Consider the following 14,372-nt stretch of genomic DNA (forward strand, 5'->3'; position numbering starts at 1 on the left):
CGGCGCGGGGCCCTGCCGCATTTTTCGGCCGGTATACCGTGCGACCGCCTGGTTTCGCCCGACGCGCTCGCGCGGGACGGGCCGGGGATCATGTCCCCGAAGGGATCCACGGTGGCTCAGCGGCGCATGTGATGCGATTCTCGTGCCGGTGGGCGAAGGCGCGGAAAAGAATCCGCTTCGGCCGGTCACTCCGATGGACGCATCGCCGAGATTTCCCGGCGCTGCCCTCCACAGTGGAGCGACGGGCGGGAACACTGCCGGAGTAAGGCACGTCACCCACGTGGGGGAGCCGCACGGCTTTCCCGTGTCCAGACACCGAACTCACGTGATCAAAGACGTAACTCGCGTGATTGAAGCCGTAACTCGCGTGATTGGAGACGAACTCGTGAGTTACGGCTCCAAGCACGCGTGATACGGCTCCAGACACGCGAGTTCGGGGATAAGCGCAGGCGAAGCGTCAGGGATGGGCAGGCCCGGTCCTCGCTCGCCGGAGGTTGCGAAAGCCACTTTCGCAACCTTCAACGTTGCGAAAGTGGCTTTCGCAACGTCATCGCCGCGACCGCGACCGCGTCAGGGGTGGGCGGGAGCGGGCGTGGGCAAAGGCGTCGCGAAATAGTCCGCCGCCACCAGCACCGGCCCGTCCTGTTCGGTCGGCGCCCGGAACGACAGCACCCAGAACGAACCTTTCTTCGACGGCACCACACCGCCGCGCGCGGCGGTCAGGTCGACGCCGTCGCGGTCGGCCAGCGCGCTGACGACGTCCGGGATCACCCCGCCCTGGCTGGAGATCACCGGCGTCCCGCCGTCACCGGCGATGGCCAGCAGCCGTGCGACACCGAGCACCGGGTCCGGCCAGTAGCCCTCTTCCGACAGCAGCGGCTCGTGCCGGATCTCGACCCCGAGGTCTTCGGCGAGCCCGTTCACCGTCTGGACACAGCGAAGCCGCGGCGCCGAGAGCACCCTGCCGGGCGCGTAGAGCCGCAGCAGCGCACGAAGCGCCTCAGCCTGGCGCTGGCCCGCGTCCGACAGCGGCCGCAGGTCGTCGTCGCCGTTCCACTCGTCGCGTTTACCCGCTTTGGCGTGCCGCACCAGGATCACCGTGGTGAGTTCGGGCGGCAGCGCGGAGAACTCGCGCAGCACCCGGACGTCCTCGGGCCGCGTCAGCAGTTTCTCCGCCGCCTCCGCGTCGAGCCAGCGCAACTCGTCGACTTCCTCATTCGGAGCGAACGCACCGGAAACGGCGTGCGCGGAGAAGTAGTCGACCGTTTTCGGCACTCCCGCCACGGTGTATTCGGTCCGGACCAGATAGCGGCCGAGGACCGCCTCGAATCCGGTCTCCTCTTCGATCTCCCGGACCGCCGCGCCCGCGATGGTCTCGCCGGGATCCAGCTTTCCCTTCGGCAGCGACCAATCGTCGTAGCGCGGCCGATGGACCAGCGCGACCTCGATCCGGTCCCCGTCACGACGCCAGAGAACGGCTCCCGCCGCCCGGATGACCCCGCTCATCCCGCCGCCCCGTGCCGCTTCGCCAGCTCGACCTGGTGGTCGCGGACGTCGTCGCCCGACGCGGGGAACGGGGTCCACTCGCCCGTCGAGTTCAGCACCCAGCACCGGGTCGAGGGGTGCAACGCGGATTCGAAGATGTAGTCCAGTTGAGCCGTCAGCTTCGGATCCTTGACCCGCACCAGCGCCTCGATCCGGCGGTCGAGGTTGCGGTGCATCATGTCCGCGCTGCCGATCCACCGCGTGCCGCCCGCGAGGAAGGTGAAGACGCGCGAGTGTTCCAGGAACCGGCCGAGGATGGACCGCACGTGGATGTTCTCGCTCAGCCCCTCCACACCCGGCTTCAGCGAGCAGATCCCGCGCACCACGATGTCGACCGGCACCCCCGCCTGTGAGGCGTGGTACAGCGCGTCGATCACCTGCTCGTCGACGAGCGAGTTGCATTTGATCCGGATCCCGGCGGTCTGGCCGGCGCGGGCGAGTTCGATCTCCTCGCCGATCGCGCGCACGATGCCGCGGCGGATCCCGTGCGGCGACGTGAGGATGTTGCGGTAGGTGTCCTGGCGGGAGTAACCGGTCAGCACGTTGAACAGATCCGTCAGATCCGCGCCGATCGTGGGGTCGGCGGTCAGGATGCCGAGGTCCTCGTACAGGCGCGCGGTCTTCGGGTTGTAGTTGCCGGTGCCGATATGGCAGTAGCGGCGGATGGTCGAACCCTCCTGGCGCACCACCATCGACACCTTGCAGTGCGTCTTCAGCCCGACGAGCCCGTAGACCACGTGCACACCCGCGCGTTCCAGGGTGCGGGCCCAGGTGATGTTGGCCTGTTCGTCGAACCGCGCCTTGATCTCGACCAGCGCGACGACCTGCTTGCCGGCCTCGGCGGCGTCGATCAGCGCGTCGACGATCGGGGAGTCGCCGGACGTGCGGTACAGCGTCTGCTTGATCGCCAGCACCTTGTCGTCCGCGGCGGCCTGTTCGATGAACCGCTGGACGCTGGTGGAGAACGAGTCGTACGGGTGGTGCACGAGGACGTCGCCCTCGCGCAGGGTCGCGAACACCGACTTCGGCGTCTCGCGCTCACCGAACGCCGGATGCGTGGCGGGAACGAAAGGGCGGTCCTTGAGTTCCTTCCGGTCGACACCGGACAACTGGTGCAGACAGGTGAGATCCAGCAGACCGGGGACCTCGACGACGTCGCGCGGGTCGACCTCCAGTTCGCGCAGCAGCAGTTCGAGCATGTGCTCGCTCATGTCCTGCGCCACTTCGAGCCGCACCGGCGGGCCGAACCGGCGCTGGGCCAGTTCGCGTTCCAGTGCCTGGAGAAGATCCTCGTCCCGGTCCTCTTCGACCTCGAAGTCCGCGTTGCGGGTGACCCGGAACGCGTGGTGCTCGGTGACCTCCATGCCGGTGAACAGCTCGCCGAGGTGGGCGGCGATCAGTTCCTCCAGCGGAAGGAACGTCGCGGTGTGGCTCTCCCTGGGCTGCTGCTCGATCCGCATCAGGCGCGGCACGTTGCTCGGCACCTTGACCCTGGCGAACCGCTCCGTGCCGGCTTCGGGGTCCCGGACGGTGATGGCCAGGTTGAGCGAAAGGCCGGAGATGTAGGGGAACGGGTGCGCGGGATCCACGGCCAGCGGTGTGAGCACCGGGAAGATCTGCTCGCTGAAGTAGTTGGACAGCCGGAGCTGGTCGGCGCCGGCCAGGTCGTTCCAGCCGACGATGAGGATGTCCTCTTCCGCCAGCTGCGGCCGCAGGTGCAGTTCGAAGGCGTTCGTGTGCCGCTCGACCAGGTCCTGGTTGCGTTTGGCGATGTACGCCAGCTGCTCGCGCGGGGTGAGCCCGTCCGCGCTGCGGACCGGCAGCCCGGTCTCGTCGCGGCGTTTCAGCCCGGCGACCCGCACCATGTAGAACTCGTCCAAATTGGACGCGAAGATCGCCAGGAACTTGGCGCGTTCGAGCAGCGGCTGCGACTCGTCCTCGGCCAGCGCGAGCACACGCGCGTTGAAATCCTGCCAGGACAGCTCACGGTTGAAGTACCGGTCGTCGGGCAGGGATTCGACGGCGGTGGGCGCCGACGTCACCGCGGGAGGCGCGGCGGGCAGCGCGCGGAACTCCTGCGCGGGACGGCTCGCCGAACCGCCGCGCGTCACGCGCGGGGTGGTCTTCGCCGCCGGTGTCGTCTTCCTCGCCCTGGCGGGTTTCGCCGTGCCGTTGCCGGGTTCCGGTTTCGCGGCGGAGGTCTTCCGCTTCCTTGCCGAGTTCGGGGTGCCGCCGTCATTTGTGCTCACGGGCTTCATTGTTCACCACTCGGGGCGATTATGTGCGCCGCGCGCGGGTCGCCAGGGTGAACTCTCGTCACATCACCACGCAGGGTGTTCCCAGCAGCGTTGAAGTGCGCTTTCCGACACCCAGAGTGCGAACGTGAGCGAGATCATCCGCGGTGTCCACGTCGGCCCTGAGCGATTCCGCGGCGATCGTGAGCGGCGTCGCACCGGACGCGGTGTGCGCCCGCGCGGAACCCGCGCCGAACCGGGGGGCCAGCGCGTGGCCGGCCCCCGCGAGCAACAGGGTCGTGCCCGTTCCCTGCCGGTCGGCGACGAACGCCCGACGCCCGTCCGCGTCGGCGAGGGCGGCGGTGAGGTCTTCGGTCCGCAGCGCGGGCAGGTCGGCCTGCAGCGCGCCGACGAGACCGGACGGCGAGTCCCGGCGCAGCAGCTCCTCGCCGTGGCGCAGGGCCGCGTTCAATCCGCCGCGCGACGGTTCGGTGACGATTTCGACGCCGAGCTCGGTGAGCTCCGCCACCGACACCGGGTCGGCGGCGACCACCAGCACCCGGCGGACCCCGTCCGCCGAGGTCGCCGCGGACACCGTGTCGTAGGCCAGGGCCAGCACCAGTTCGGCGTGCCGCTCGGGCACGACCGCGCCGCGAAGCCGGGACTTGCCCTCGGCGGGGCGTTTCATCGGCACTATCAGGTCCACGTCCACATCTCACTTCTTACCCGACCCTCCCTGGACCGCGCTCGGATGCGCGCGGCAGGATCAGTGGCCTGGGACGACACGTGTGACTTCGAGGAGGACGAATTGGCCCGGCGTGAGAAGGGCGGCATCTGGGTGGGCATCGCCGCCGCACTGTTCTACCCGGCGACGGCCATCGGCAAGCGGGTCTACCGCAACGCCGAGCGGATCCCCCGCGAAGGTGGCGCGCTGCTCCTGCTCAACCACGTGTCCCACATGGACCCGGCGGTGGACGCGGTCTTCGTGCACCGGCAGAAGCGGGTGCCGCGGTTCCTCGGCAAGGAGAGCCTGACCAGGGCGCCGCTCTTCGGCAAGATCTTCGTCGGCGCCGGGCAGATCCCGGTCTCGCGCGGTTCCGCCGCCGCCGGAGACAGCCTCAAGGCCGCCCACCAGGCGTTGCGTGACGGCAAGGTCGTCGTGATCTATCCGGAGGGGACGATCAGCAAGGACCCGGACGGCTGGCCGAAGAAGCCGTTCACCGGTGCCGCGCGGCTCGCGCTGGAGACCGACGTGCCGGTGATCCCGATCGCCCGCTGGGGCACGAACCACATCTTCAACGGCTACACGAAGAAGTTCACGCCGTTCCCGCGCAAGACGATCACGCATCTGGTCGGCGAGCCGATGGATCTTTCCGCCTACAAGGACGGTTCGACCCGCAGCGCGGCCAAGCTGCGCGAGGTCACCGATCTGATGATGACCGAGATCACCGCGCTGCTCGCGGAGATCCGCCAGGAGGAACCGCCCGCGAAGAAGCCGGAGGACGACGCCTGATGGCCGAGGTCCAGCGGGTGACCGTGCTCGGCGCCGGATCGTGGGGGACGGCGTTCGCGAAGGTGCTCGGCGACGCCGGCCGGGACGTGACGATCTGGGCCCGGCGGCCCGAGGTCGCGGCCGACATCCGGGACCGGCACCGCAATTCGTCCTATTTACCCGATATCGAACTGCCGGAGCGGATCACCGCGACTTCGGATCCGGCCGAGGCCCTCGACGGCGCGCAGGCCGTGGTGCTCGCGGTGCCGAGCCAGACGTTGCGGACCAATCTGTCGGAGTGGTCCGGTCTGCTGCCCGCCGACGCGATCCTGGTGAGCCTCGCGAAGGGCGTCGAACTGGGCACGCTCAAGCGGATGAGCGAAGTCATCGCCGAGATCGCCCGCGTCGACCCCGGGCAGATCGTGGTCGTGTCCGGGCCGAACCTGGCGAAGGAGATCGCGCTCGGGCAGCCGGCGGCGGCGGTGCTGGCCTGCACCGACCACGACAACGCCAAGGCGATCCAGCGGGCGAGCTTCAATCAGTACTTCCGGCCGTACACCAACACCGACGTCGTCGGCTGCGAGCTGGGCGGGGCGTGCAAGAACGTCATCGCGCTCAGCTGCGGGATGGCGGCCGGGCTCGGGCTGGGCGCGAACACCGTGGCCACCCTGATCACCCGCGGGCTGGCCGAGATGGCCCGGCTCGGCGCGAAACTGGGCGCCGACCCGCTGACCTTCGCCGGGCTCGCCGGCGTCGGCGACCTGGTGGCGACCTGCTCGTCGCCGTTGTCGCGCAACCGGACCTTCGGCGAGCGGCTCGGCAGGGGCGACACGCTGGAGCAGGCGCTCGCGGCCACCGGCGGTCAGGTCGCCGAGGGCGTCAAATCGTGCACGTCGATCCGGGAACTCGCGATGGGGCTCGGTGTCGACATGCCGATCACTGACGCGATGCACCGCGTATGCCACGAAGGGGTCGACCCGCGGCGCGCGGGAGCCGAGCTGCTCGGCCGGTCGCAGAAGCACGAGTGGTCCTGAGGCGCGGTCCACGGAGTGGGATCAGTTGACCGGCGTGCTCCGTGCTGGTTCGCTGAGCGCATGTTCGCACGTGGGATGACTGTGTCGCGGGGCCTCTCGGGTCTTGGCGTGGTCGCGTGCGCGTGTCTCTGTTGTCGGTGAACCCCGCCCCGGCCCAGCTCGACACCCTTCTTCCTTCTGCGAGGACTTCTCCATGTTCGCCGTCCCGGCCAACACGCTGGTCATTCCCGAAAACCCCGCGCTGCGCCACCCGGTGCGCGTCGCGCTCGAATTCGCCGCGGACCGTGACCGCTGGCGGCATCTGCTGCGTTACGACCCCGACGAGCGTTTCTCCGCGCTCGTCGACGCGGACGAACTGCAGGAGATCTGGCTGATGAGCTGGCTGCCCGGCCAGCGCACCGACCTGCACGACCACGAATTCGCCGCGGGCGCGTTCACCGTGGTCAGCGGGAAGCTGAGCGAGACCGTCGCCAGGCGTGCCGTCGACGGGCGAGCCGTGACCGAGCTGCATTCGCTCTCGGAAGGCCAGTCTCGCGTCTTCGGCCCCGGCTACGTCCACGAAGTGCGCAACGACGGCCCGGATCCCGCCGTCAGCGTGCACGTCTACCGGCACCGGCCCCGCGCCATGCGGCCGTACCACCTGGACCCCGTCTCGGGTCCCGTCCGGGACTGACACCTTCCGCGTTTCGTCCTCTGAATGCGTTCCTTGCGCGTGCAACTACCGCATTCAGAGGACGAAACGCCGGGTCAGGCGAGGTCACCCCGCAGCCGGAATTCGGCGTCGACGCGGTCTCGCGAAGCGCCGGTGGCGAGCAGGGTGTGCAGCAGGAGCCGGGATTTGCGCGGGTCCAGCCAGCCCGCCATGGTCACGCCCATCGCGATCAGATCCGATTCGGAACCGCGGAAACCGTAGGTGCCGCGAAACGTCGGCCCGGCGCCGGTGCGGCCGGCGACCACGATCGGCACCTCGGGCAGGACCCGTTCGATCACGTCGGCGGATCCCGCCGAAACGTGCCCGGCGCCGTTCGCGGCGAGCACCACGCCCTTCACCCCGGCCTTGACCAGCGTTTCCAGGAGCTCGCCGGTGTCCTCGACACCGCTCTCGACGATCGGCACCAGCCCGGAGAAGTCCGCGTTCTCCAAGGACAACGCGGCCGGGCGGGCGGCGACCGGGTGGAAGTAGTGCACCAAGCCCTCGCTCAGCAACGCGAGCGGTCCGGCGGGATTCGAGGAGAACGCCTCGACGTGGCTCGAATGCGTTTTGCGGACCCAGCGCGCGGCGTGGACGTCGTCGTTGAACGCGACCAGCGAGCCGCGGCCCCGGCTGCGGGGATCGGCGGCGACGGTCAACGCGGCCAGCAGGTTCCCCGCGCCGTCGGCACTGGGCAGGCTGGGGTTGCGCATCGCGCCGGTGATCACGATCGGCGCCTCGAAAGCCCACGTCAGCTCGAAGAAGTACGCGGTCTCTTCGAGCGTGTCCGTGCCCTGGACCACGACGACGCCGTCAGCGCCTTCGTCGACGGCCCGAGCTGCCCACTCCCGTGTCCTGATCAGCGTCGCGAAATCCATCGACGCGCTGGAAATCCCCGCGAGCGTCTCGGCGCGGACGTCCATCTCGAGGTTCTCGCCGAGGTCGCCGAGCAGGTCGGCGGCGGTGAGCCGGGGGACGGCGTGGTCCTTACCGTCGCCGGGGACCATCGAGATGGTGCCGCCCAGGGCGGCGACGGCGACAAGGGGCCGTTTCTCAAGGAAGACGCTCATGAGGACATTCTTCCAAAAGCTCGTGAGTGGTAAGGCCGGTTCCAACCGTCCTTACCACTCACGAGACCCGACCGGCTTGGTACCGGTGTCCTTGTTGCTCGCCTTCATGTACTGCAGGTGGTCTGCCGAGTGCTGGGCCCGGCCGGGTTGCGAAAGCCACTTTCGCAACGTCGGCCGTGGCCGGGCCCCGCATCGCCCTGGCGATCATGTCGCGAAAGCCAATTTCGAGACATCAGACGTCCCGAAAGTGGCTTTCGCGACACCACGCGCTCAACGCGCCTTCACAGCTTCGATCGTGAAACTCGCCGCCAGCCGCCGCGGATTCTCGGTCAGCCGCCATTCCTCGGTCGCCTCGTTCAGTGTCATGAACCCGGGAAGCGCGTTCCACGGCACGCTGTCGTGTTCCACCAGCCGCGTCAGGGTCAGCCCGGCGCCGAGGAGCGAAGTGACGATCTCGCCGAGCCCGTGGTTCCATTCGTGCGTCCGGTTGTGCTGGAACGAGACGTCGGTGTCCACATAGGTCCCCGGATCGTCGAACACCAGCGGTTCGGCCTGCTCGAAGTACGGGTAGCGCGGCGTGATGAGCGGCTGCGTCTCGTCGAGGGTGCCCAGCATCGGGTGCATGTCGCGGATGAACAGCCGTCCGCCCGGCCGCAGCAACGCGCCGACGACCTGTCCCCAGCGGGCGATGTCCGGCAGCCAGCAGAGCGCGCCGATTCCCGTGTAGACGAGGTCGAATTCCCCGGCGCCCAGCACGTCGGCGGCACTGTACACATCGGACTCGTGATAGTCGATCTCCGTGCCGGTCTCGGTGGCCAGCCCTCGCGCGATCTCCAGCGCGGGCGCGGAAAAGTCGAGTCCGCTCATCCGTGCGCCGAGGCGGGACAGAGAAAGCGTGTCCGTGCCGATATGGCACTGCAGGTGCACTCCCCTGGCGCCGGAGACGTCGCCGAGCAGCGGCCGGTCGAAGGTGACCACGCCGCTGAGGTGCGCCGGGTCCGCGACGAACTTCTCGTAGCCGTAGTCCGCCGAAGCGGCGTGCGCCGGAGCGCGTTCGTCCCAGTTCGCCCGGTTGACGGTCAGGTAGTCCGTCACGACGTGGCGGCTTTTTCGGCGGCGCTGCGCAGCACGCAGAATTCGTTGCCTTCGGGGTCACCGAGGACGACCCAGCCGGTGCCGTCCGGGTTGCGCCGGTCGTGCAGGAGGGTCGCGCCGAGCTTCAGCAGGCGCTCCATCTCCTCGTCGCGCGGGATGTCCGGCGTGAGGCAGAGATGGATCCGGTTCTTCACGGTCTTCGGCTCCGGGACCTGCCCGAAGAACAGCGTGACACCGTTGTCCATCTCGATGATCGCTTCGGGGTCACCGGGCTGATCGTCGTCGGCCATCGGCTTGCCGACGACGCCGCTCCAGAAGCGTCCCAGTTCGTAGGCGTCGGCGCAGTCGAAGAAGAAGTTCTGTACGACAGAGGTCATGACGCCGCAGTCTGCCCGAGCTCGCGAAGCCCGGCCAACGGATTAAGCGAGTCGCAAACCCGGCGACCGGTGCACCTGCCGTTCCGCGTCGATGACCAGCACCTGGCACCCCGGTTGTGAGGCGACCCAGGCGATCCCCTCGGTCCCCATCGCGAACGCGGCCGTGGCCAGGGAATCCGCGGTGACGAGGTCGTCGGCGGCGACCGTGACGCTCAGCAGACCGGCGGGCGGGCGCCCGGTCCGTCCGTCCAGGATATGCGCGCCGCGTTCGTATTCCGCCGAGGTCGCGACCGCGCCACCGGACGATTCGACCACGGCACAGACCGCGCCCGGCCGTTCGGGATGCCGGATGCCGACCCGCCAGGCGCGGCCGGGTTCCGGTTCGCCGGCGGTGACGACGTCCCCGCCGGCGTTGAGACAGAACACGTCCAAGCCTTCGGCGAGCAACAGGGACGCCGCCCGCTGCACCGCCCAGCCCTTCACCACCGCGTTCGGATCGAGCCGCCGGCCGGGGAGCCGCGCGGTGAAGGCCCCGCCGGACAACCGTTCGTAGTGATCGCACAACGACAGGATCTCCAGGAGGTCGTCGCTCAGCTCCGACGGCGCGAGTTCACCGCGGTCGTAGCGGCACACCTCGCTGCCTGCCTTGAACGGGCTGAACCGCGCGTCGACCTCCCGCAGCCAGCCGAAAACGCCGTCGATCGCGTGGTCGACGAGGGCGCCGCCCGCCCGGACGTCGACCGAGATCGGCAGCCCCATCACCTGTTCGACGCGGTTCATCTGGCGTCCAGCGCCGCCTGCAGCGATTTGACGTACGACTCGCTCGTCGACGTGGCCCCGGAGACGGTGTCGATGTCGGCGCTCTGCGCGGTCAGCGTCTCCTCCTGCAGGATCGGGATCGCGGCGACCCCGCGGCCGCTGGTCGGCCGTTGCAGCAGGCGGACTTCGGAGATCTTGTCCTCCGGCGAGATCACCAGCCGCACCTGGACGGTGCCATACCTGTTGCTCTCCACCGAACCGTCGATGGTGCGCTCGGCGCCTTCGGACGCTCCACCGTCCGAAGTAGACGAACTCGGCGCCGCGGCGACGGCCACGGTCTCCGTGCCGAGAGGGCCGGGTTCATACAGCCAGACACCGAGGAAACCGGCGGCCGAAAGGGCGACCGTGGCGGCGACGATGGTCTTCTTCATGATCGGGACTCCCTGGCTCAGGCGGCGAGGCTGAAACGTTCGGCGTGGACCTGCTGGGACGGCACCCGCAGCTCCCGAAGGCTGCGCAGCGTCGCCGAGGTCATTCCCGGCGGGCCGCAGACGAAGACGTCCCGGTCCGTGATGTCCGGCACCATCCGCCGCAGGTTGGGCGCGCCGAGGACCGGACCGGCCTGATCGGACGGTCCACTGAGGACCCGGACGACCGCGCCGCGTGCCCGCGCCAGCCCGATCAGCTCGGGCAGGAGGACGGCGTCGCGTTCGTCGCGGACGCGGTAGAGCACCACGACGTGTCCGGAGATCTCCTCCAGCAGCGCTCGGATTGGCGTGATCCCGACACCGCCCGCGACGAGCAACGCGTCCGGTTTCCGTTGGTGCATCGTGGTGAACGCGCCGTACGGTCCTTCGGCGAACACCCGCGTGCCGACCTTCAGGGACCGCAGGGACGCGCTGCCGTCACCGGCGGCCTTCGCGGTCAGCCGCAGGGTACGGCCGTCCGGTGCGGCCGACAGCGAGAACGGATTCGCCTGCCACCAGCGATCACGGGTCATGAAGCGCCACAGGAAGAACTGGCCCGCCCGCGCCGGCATCTTGTCGAGATGCTTGCCGGAGATGTACACCGAGACGACGTCGCGGGACTCGGGGACGACGGCGACGACCTTCAGGCGGTGACGCAGGTTACGCGCCAGCGGCAGCATCACCCGGCCGGCGACGACGGCGCCGAGCGCGACACCCCACACCGCCCACCAGTAGACCTGAGCCCCCGGCGACGACGCGAACGATCCGCCCAGCGCGATCTGGTGGCTGAACGCCAGCACGACCGCGGCGTAGGTGTAGAGGTGAAGGAAATGCCAGGTCTCGTACGCCAGACGGCGGCGGGCGAACCGGGCGGAAACGGCACCGACGAGCAGGATCAGCGCGAACGCGACGACCGCGCGCAGGATCCCCTCCAGTTTGGTCACCATCGTGACGAACTCCTCGGCCACGCCGTTGTCCTCGACCTGCGCGTAGCCGAAGACGATGAAGACGAAGTGGGCGAGCAGCGTCCACAGCAGGCTGAACCCGGTCCAGCGATGCCAGCCGGTGAGCCGGTCCATGCCGAGGCGGCGGTCGAGCCACGGCAGCCGGGCGACCAGCAGCAGCTGGAACGCCATCGCCAGCGCCCCGTACAGCCCGGCGAGCCTGCCGATGCTGATCAGCACGTTGTCCGATGGCCCGGCGGCGAAGAAGAGCATGGTCACGGCGGCCACGTTGGCCCCGAGGAAGAGCAAGAGCCCGGCGCGTGCGGCGATCCTGGGACGGATCGCCGGGCGCGGTCTCACGGCGGTCTGCGTCATGGTGGTCACACGTGGTTCCTCTCGGTCCGGTTCAAGTGCCGAGCCTGCTGGGCCAACCTGTGACCTTTCTTGGCGGAACCTGTCGGCTTCCTGTCGTGTGCGCTCCCGCCTCGCCCTCGCGCGCGCGTTAACGGAGGATGGCGTTGTGAACACCGAGAACCCCGTCCGCCTGCTGGTGGTGGACGACGAGCCGCATATCGCCGACCTGGTGGCCACCGTCGCCCGCTACGAGGGCTGGCAGGCCGTCACCGCCGGATCGGGGGAGGCCGCGCTCGAACGCGCCGCCGAATTCCGGCCCGACATCGTCGTGCTCGACCTGATGCTGCCAGGGATCGACGGGTTCACCGTGCTGGACAAGCTCCGCGAGTCCGGGACGGCGGTGCCCGTGGTCTTCCTCACCGCGAAGGACGCGACCGCGGACCGGGTCGCCGGGCTCACCCGCGGCGGTGACGACTACCTCGTGAAGCCGTTCTCCGTCGAGGAACTGATGGCACGGCTGCGCGCCGTCCTGCGGCGGAGCACCAACCAGGCCAAGGCGGCGGTGCTGCGAGTCGGTGATCTGACCCTGAACGAGGACACCCGCGAGGTCGCCCGCGGCGGCAAACCCGCCGAGCTGACCCCGACCGAGTACGAACTGCTGCGCTACCTCATGCGGCGTTCGCCTTCGGTGCTGACCAAGGCACAGATCCTCGACCACGTCTGGGAATACGACTTCGGCGGCCGGTCCAATGTGGTCGAACTCGTCATCTCGCATCTGCGCCGCAAACTCGACGCGGGCGGCGAACCGCTGATCCACACCGTGCGCGGTGTCGGCTACGTCGTCCGGCAGGCGGCGAGATGAAGATCCTGCGCCGGTGGTACGACGCCTGGCGTCGATCGAGGCTCGGCACGCGGCTGGCGCTCGGGCTCGGCGCGCTGGCGCTGGTCGTGTTCGCCGTCGTCGGGACCGTGATGGTCGGCATCATGAAGGGCTATCTCAACGACCGGCTCGACGAACAGCTCGCCAAGACCCAGATCAGCCAGGTGCCGTCGCTGCGCACCACGCACGGCGGGAAACCGCAGCAGGCCTACGGCTGGTTCTCCGCCGTTTTCGCGGTACAGAACGGCGACGCGCGGCCGCAGGCGGGTGGTTCCCTGCCGCCGGACACGAAGGCGCTCGAAAAGGTCGCCGAGGACGCGACGCGGACCGAGGTCCTGCGCACCGTCTACATCGAGGACAAGGGCACCTACCGCGTCCGGGCCTGCCCGATCGAACCGGCGCAGAACATCGTGCTGGTCAGCGCCGCGCCGCAGGCCGATCTGGACCGGACGGTCAGCCAGCTGATCATGGTCGAGGTCGTCGCGTTCCTGCTGGCGCTGGCGGTGCTGGTGATCGCGGGACGGCTGGTGCTGCGGCGCGGGCTGCGGCCACTGAGCGACATGGCCGGGACGGCGCACGACATCGCTTCGCACGATCTCACCGCGAACGCCGATCTCCCGGTGCGCGCGCAGGCCAGCGGCGGCGGTGCCGAGGTCGAGGAACTGCGGACGGCGTTCAACGTGATGCTGGCGCACCTCGATTCCTCGCTGGTCGCGCGCCGGGAGGCGAACGAACGGCTGCGGCGGTTCATCGCCGACGCCTCCCACGAACTGCGCACGCCGCTGACGTCGATCCGGGGCTACGCCGAGCTTTTCCGCTACGCCGCGGCGAACGAACCCGCCGAACGCGACGCGCATCTGTCGAAGATCCGGGAAGAGACACAGCGGATGAGCGTGCTCGTCGACGACCTCCTGCTCCTCGCGCGCCTCGACGCGCCGGAGACCGAGGCGCCGCTGCGGCTGATCGACGTCGATGTCGCCGAGTTGATCACCGACGCGGGGGAGGCCTTCGCCGCCGGCCGCCCGGAGCATCCGCTGAGTATCGGCGCGCTCCCGGAAGATGTTGTCCTGCAAGCGGATCCGGTGCGCCTGCGGCAGGTGCTGGACAATCTGCTCGCCAACGCCGCGGTGCACACGCCGCCAGGGACGCCGGTGACGTTGTCGGCTTCGGCTTCGGACTCGGAGGTCGTCCTGCGGGTGAGCGACGCCGGGCCAGGGATCCCGCCGGAGGCGCGGGAGCGGATCTTCGACCGGTTCTACCGGGTCGACACCGCCCGCACGCGCGGCAACGGCGGGACCGGGCTGGGGCTTTCGGTGGTGCTGTCGCTGGTCTCGGCGCATGGCGGGACGATCGAGGTCGAGAGCGTGCCGGGGGCGACGACGTTCACGGTGCGGCTGCCGCGCCACCGCTCGTGATCCCTCTCGCGCGCG

Annotated in this window: 14 protein-coding genes; 5 read left to right on the top strand and 9 right to left on the bottom strand. The window is 69.4% G+C overall.

Annotated features, from left to right (window positions below; all coding sequences use genetic code 11):
* Positions 1 to 570 precede the first annotated feature (570 nt).
* From ACFVM3_RS30140 to cofC, 3 genes are read right to left on the bottom strand one after another with little or no spacing between them, the layout of a single operon-like run.
* The gene (locus tag ACFVM3_RS30140) at positions 571 to 1,506 is read right to left on the bottom strand and encodes an NUDIX domain-containing protein (RefSeq protein WP_378443328.1); all 936 of its coding nucleotides are present in this window, start codon (positions 1,504 to 1,506) and stop codon (positions 571 to 573) included.
* Positions 1,503 to 3,803, bottom strand: a complete 2,301-nt coding sequence (locus tag ACFVM3_RS30145; RefSeq protein WP_378443329.1) for an RNA degradosome polyphosphate kinase — start codon at positions 3,801 to 3,803, stop codon at positions 1,503 to 1,505. Before ACFVM3_RS30145 ends, ACFVM3_RS30140 begins: the two co-directional genes overlap by 4 nt.
* A gap of 58 nt (positions 3,804 to 3,861) precedes the next feature.
* Positions 3,862 to 4,491, bottom strand: coding sequence for a 2-phospho-L-lactate guanylyltransferase (cofC, locus tag ACFVM3_RS30150; protein WP_378443330.1), 630 nt, complete (start codon positions 4,489 to 4,491; stop codon positions 3,862 to 3,864).
* A gap of 57 nt (positions 4,492 to 4,548) precedes the next feature.
* Here cofC and ACFVM3_RS30155 point away from each other — a divergent pair, with 57 nt between their 5' ends.
* The 3 genes from ACFVM3_RS30155 to ACFVM3_RS30165 all read left to right on the top strand — a co-directional run bounded on the left by ACFVM3_RS30155 (position 4,549) and on the right by ACFVM3_RS30165 (position 6,978).
* Positions 4,549 to 5,292 (top strand): 1-acyl-sn-glycerol-3-phosphate acyltransferase, encoded by a 744-nt coding sequence (locus ACFVM3_RS30155; protein WP_126733595.1) that lies wholly within the window; start codon positions 4,549 to 4,551, stop codon positions 5,290 to 5,292.
* The gene (locus ACFVM3_RS30160; protein WP_378443331.1) at positions 5,292 to 6,305 is read left to right on the top strand and encodes an NAD(P)H-dependent glycerol-3-phosphate dehydrogenase; all 1,014 of its coding nucleotides are present in this window, start codon (positions 5,292 to 5,294) and stop codon (positions 6,303 to 6,305) included. Before ACFVM3_RS30155 ends, ACFVM3_RS30160 begins: the two co-directional genes overlap by 1 nt.
* A 193-nt stretch (positions 6,306 to 6,498) precedes the next feature.
* Positions 6,499 to 6,978: a cysteine dioxygenase gene (locus tag ACFVM3_RS30165; protein WP_378443332.1), complete on the top strand. Its 480-nt coding sequence runs from the start codon at positions 6,499 to 6,501 to the stop codon at positions 6,976 to 6,978.
* A 74-nt stretch (positions 6,979 to 7,052) separates the two neighbouring features.
* Here the strand turns inward: ACFVM3_RS30165 and ACFVM3_RS30170 are convergent, their stop codons facing one another.
* The 6 genes from ACFVM3_RS30170 to ACFVM3_RS30195 all read right to left on the bottom strand — a co-directional run bounded on the left by ACFVM3_RS30170 (position 7,053) and on the right by ACFVM3_RS30195 (position 12,092).
* The gene (locus ACFVM3_RS30170) at positions 7,053 to 8,066 is read right to left on the bottom strand and encodes an asparaginase (protein ID WP_378443333.1); all 1,014 of its coding nucleotides are present in this window, start codon (positions 8,064 to 8,066) and stop codon (positions 7,053 to 7,055) included.
* Positions 8,067 to 8,336: 270 nt separating this feature from the next.
* Complete coding sequence (locus ACFVM3_RS30175) at positions 8,337 to 9,161, bottom strand: class I SAM-dependent methyltransferase (RefSeq protein ID WP_378443334.1); 825 nt, start codon at positions 9,159 to 9,161, stop codon at positions 8,337 to 8,339.
* Positions 9,158 to 9,538 carry a VOC family protein gene (locus ACFVM3_RS30180; protein ID WP_378443335.1) on the bottom strand — a complete coding sequence of 127 codons (381 nt, stop codon included), beginning with the start codon at positions 9,536 to 9,538 and terminating at the stop codon, positions 9,158 to 9,160. The genes ACFVM3_RS30175 and ACFVM3_RS30180 overlap by 4 nt, the downstream gene beginning before the upstream one ends.
* 42 nt (positions 9,539 to 9,580) lie before the next feature.
* On the bottom strand, positions 9,581 to 10,318 hold the full coding sequence (locus tag ACFVM3_RS30185; RefSeq protein WP_378443336.1) for an FAD:protein FMN transferase: 738 nt from the start codon (positions 10,316 to 10,318) through the stop codon (positions 9,581 to 9,583).
* Positions 10,315 to 10,728 carry an FMN-binding protein gene (locus ACFVM3_RS30190; RefSeq protein ID WP_378443337.1) on the bottom strand — a complete coding sequence of 138 codons (414 nt, stop codon included), beginning with the start codon at positions 10,726 to 10,728 and terminating at the stop codon, positions 10,315 to 10,317. The genes ACFVM3_RS30185 and ACFVM3_RS30190 overlap by 4 nt, the downstream gene beginning before the upstream one ends.
* A gap of 17 nt (positions 10,729 to 10,745) precedes the next feature.
* Positions 10,746 to 12,092, bottom strand: a complete 1,347-nt coding sequence (locus ACFVM3_RS30195; RefSeq protein WP_378443338.1) for a ferric reductase-like transmembrane domain-containing protein — start codon at positions 12,090 to 12,092, stop codon at positions 10,746 to 10,748.
* Positions 12,093 to 12,228: 136 nt separating this feature from the next.
* On the opposite strand from ACFVM3_RS30195, the gene ACFVM3_RS30200 reads away from it, so the two are divergent.
* Positions 12,229 to 12,924 carry a response regulator transcription factor gene (locus tag ACFVM3_RS30200; RefSeq protein ID WP_378443339.1) on the top strand — a complete coding sequence of 232 codons (696 nt, stop codon included), beginning with the start codon at positions 12,229 to 12,231 and terminating at the stop codon, positions 12,922 to 12,924.
* The gene (locus ACFVM3_RS30205) at positions 12,921 to 14,357 is read left to right on the top strand and encodes a sensor histidine kinase (RefSeq protein ID WP_378443340.1); all 1,437 of its coding nucleotides are present in this window, start codon (positions 12,921 to 12,923) and stop codon (positions 14,355 to 14,357) included. The genes ACFVM3_RS30200 and ACFVM3_RS30205 overlap by 4 nt, the downstream gene beginning before the upstream one ends.
* Positions 14,358 to 14,372: the final 15 nt, after the last annotated feature.

Source organism: Amycolatopsis sp. NPDC057786 (assembly GCF_042797905.1).
GTDB lineage: Bacteria > Actinomycetota > Actinomycetes > Mycobacteriales > Pseudonocardiaceae > Amycolatopsis.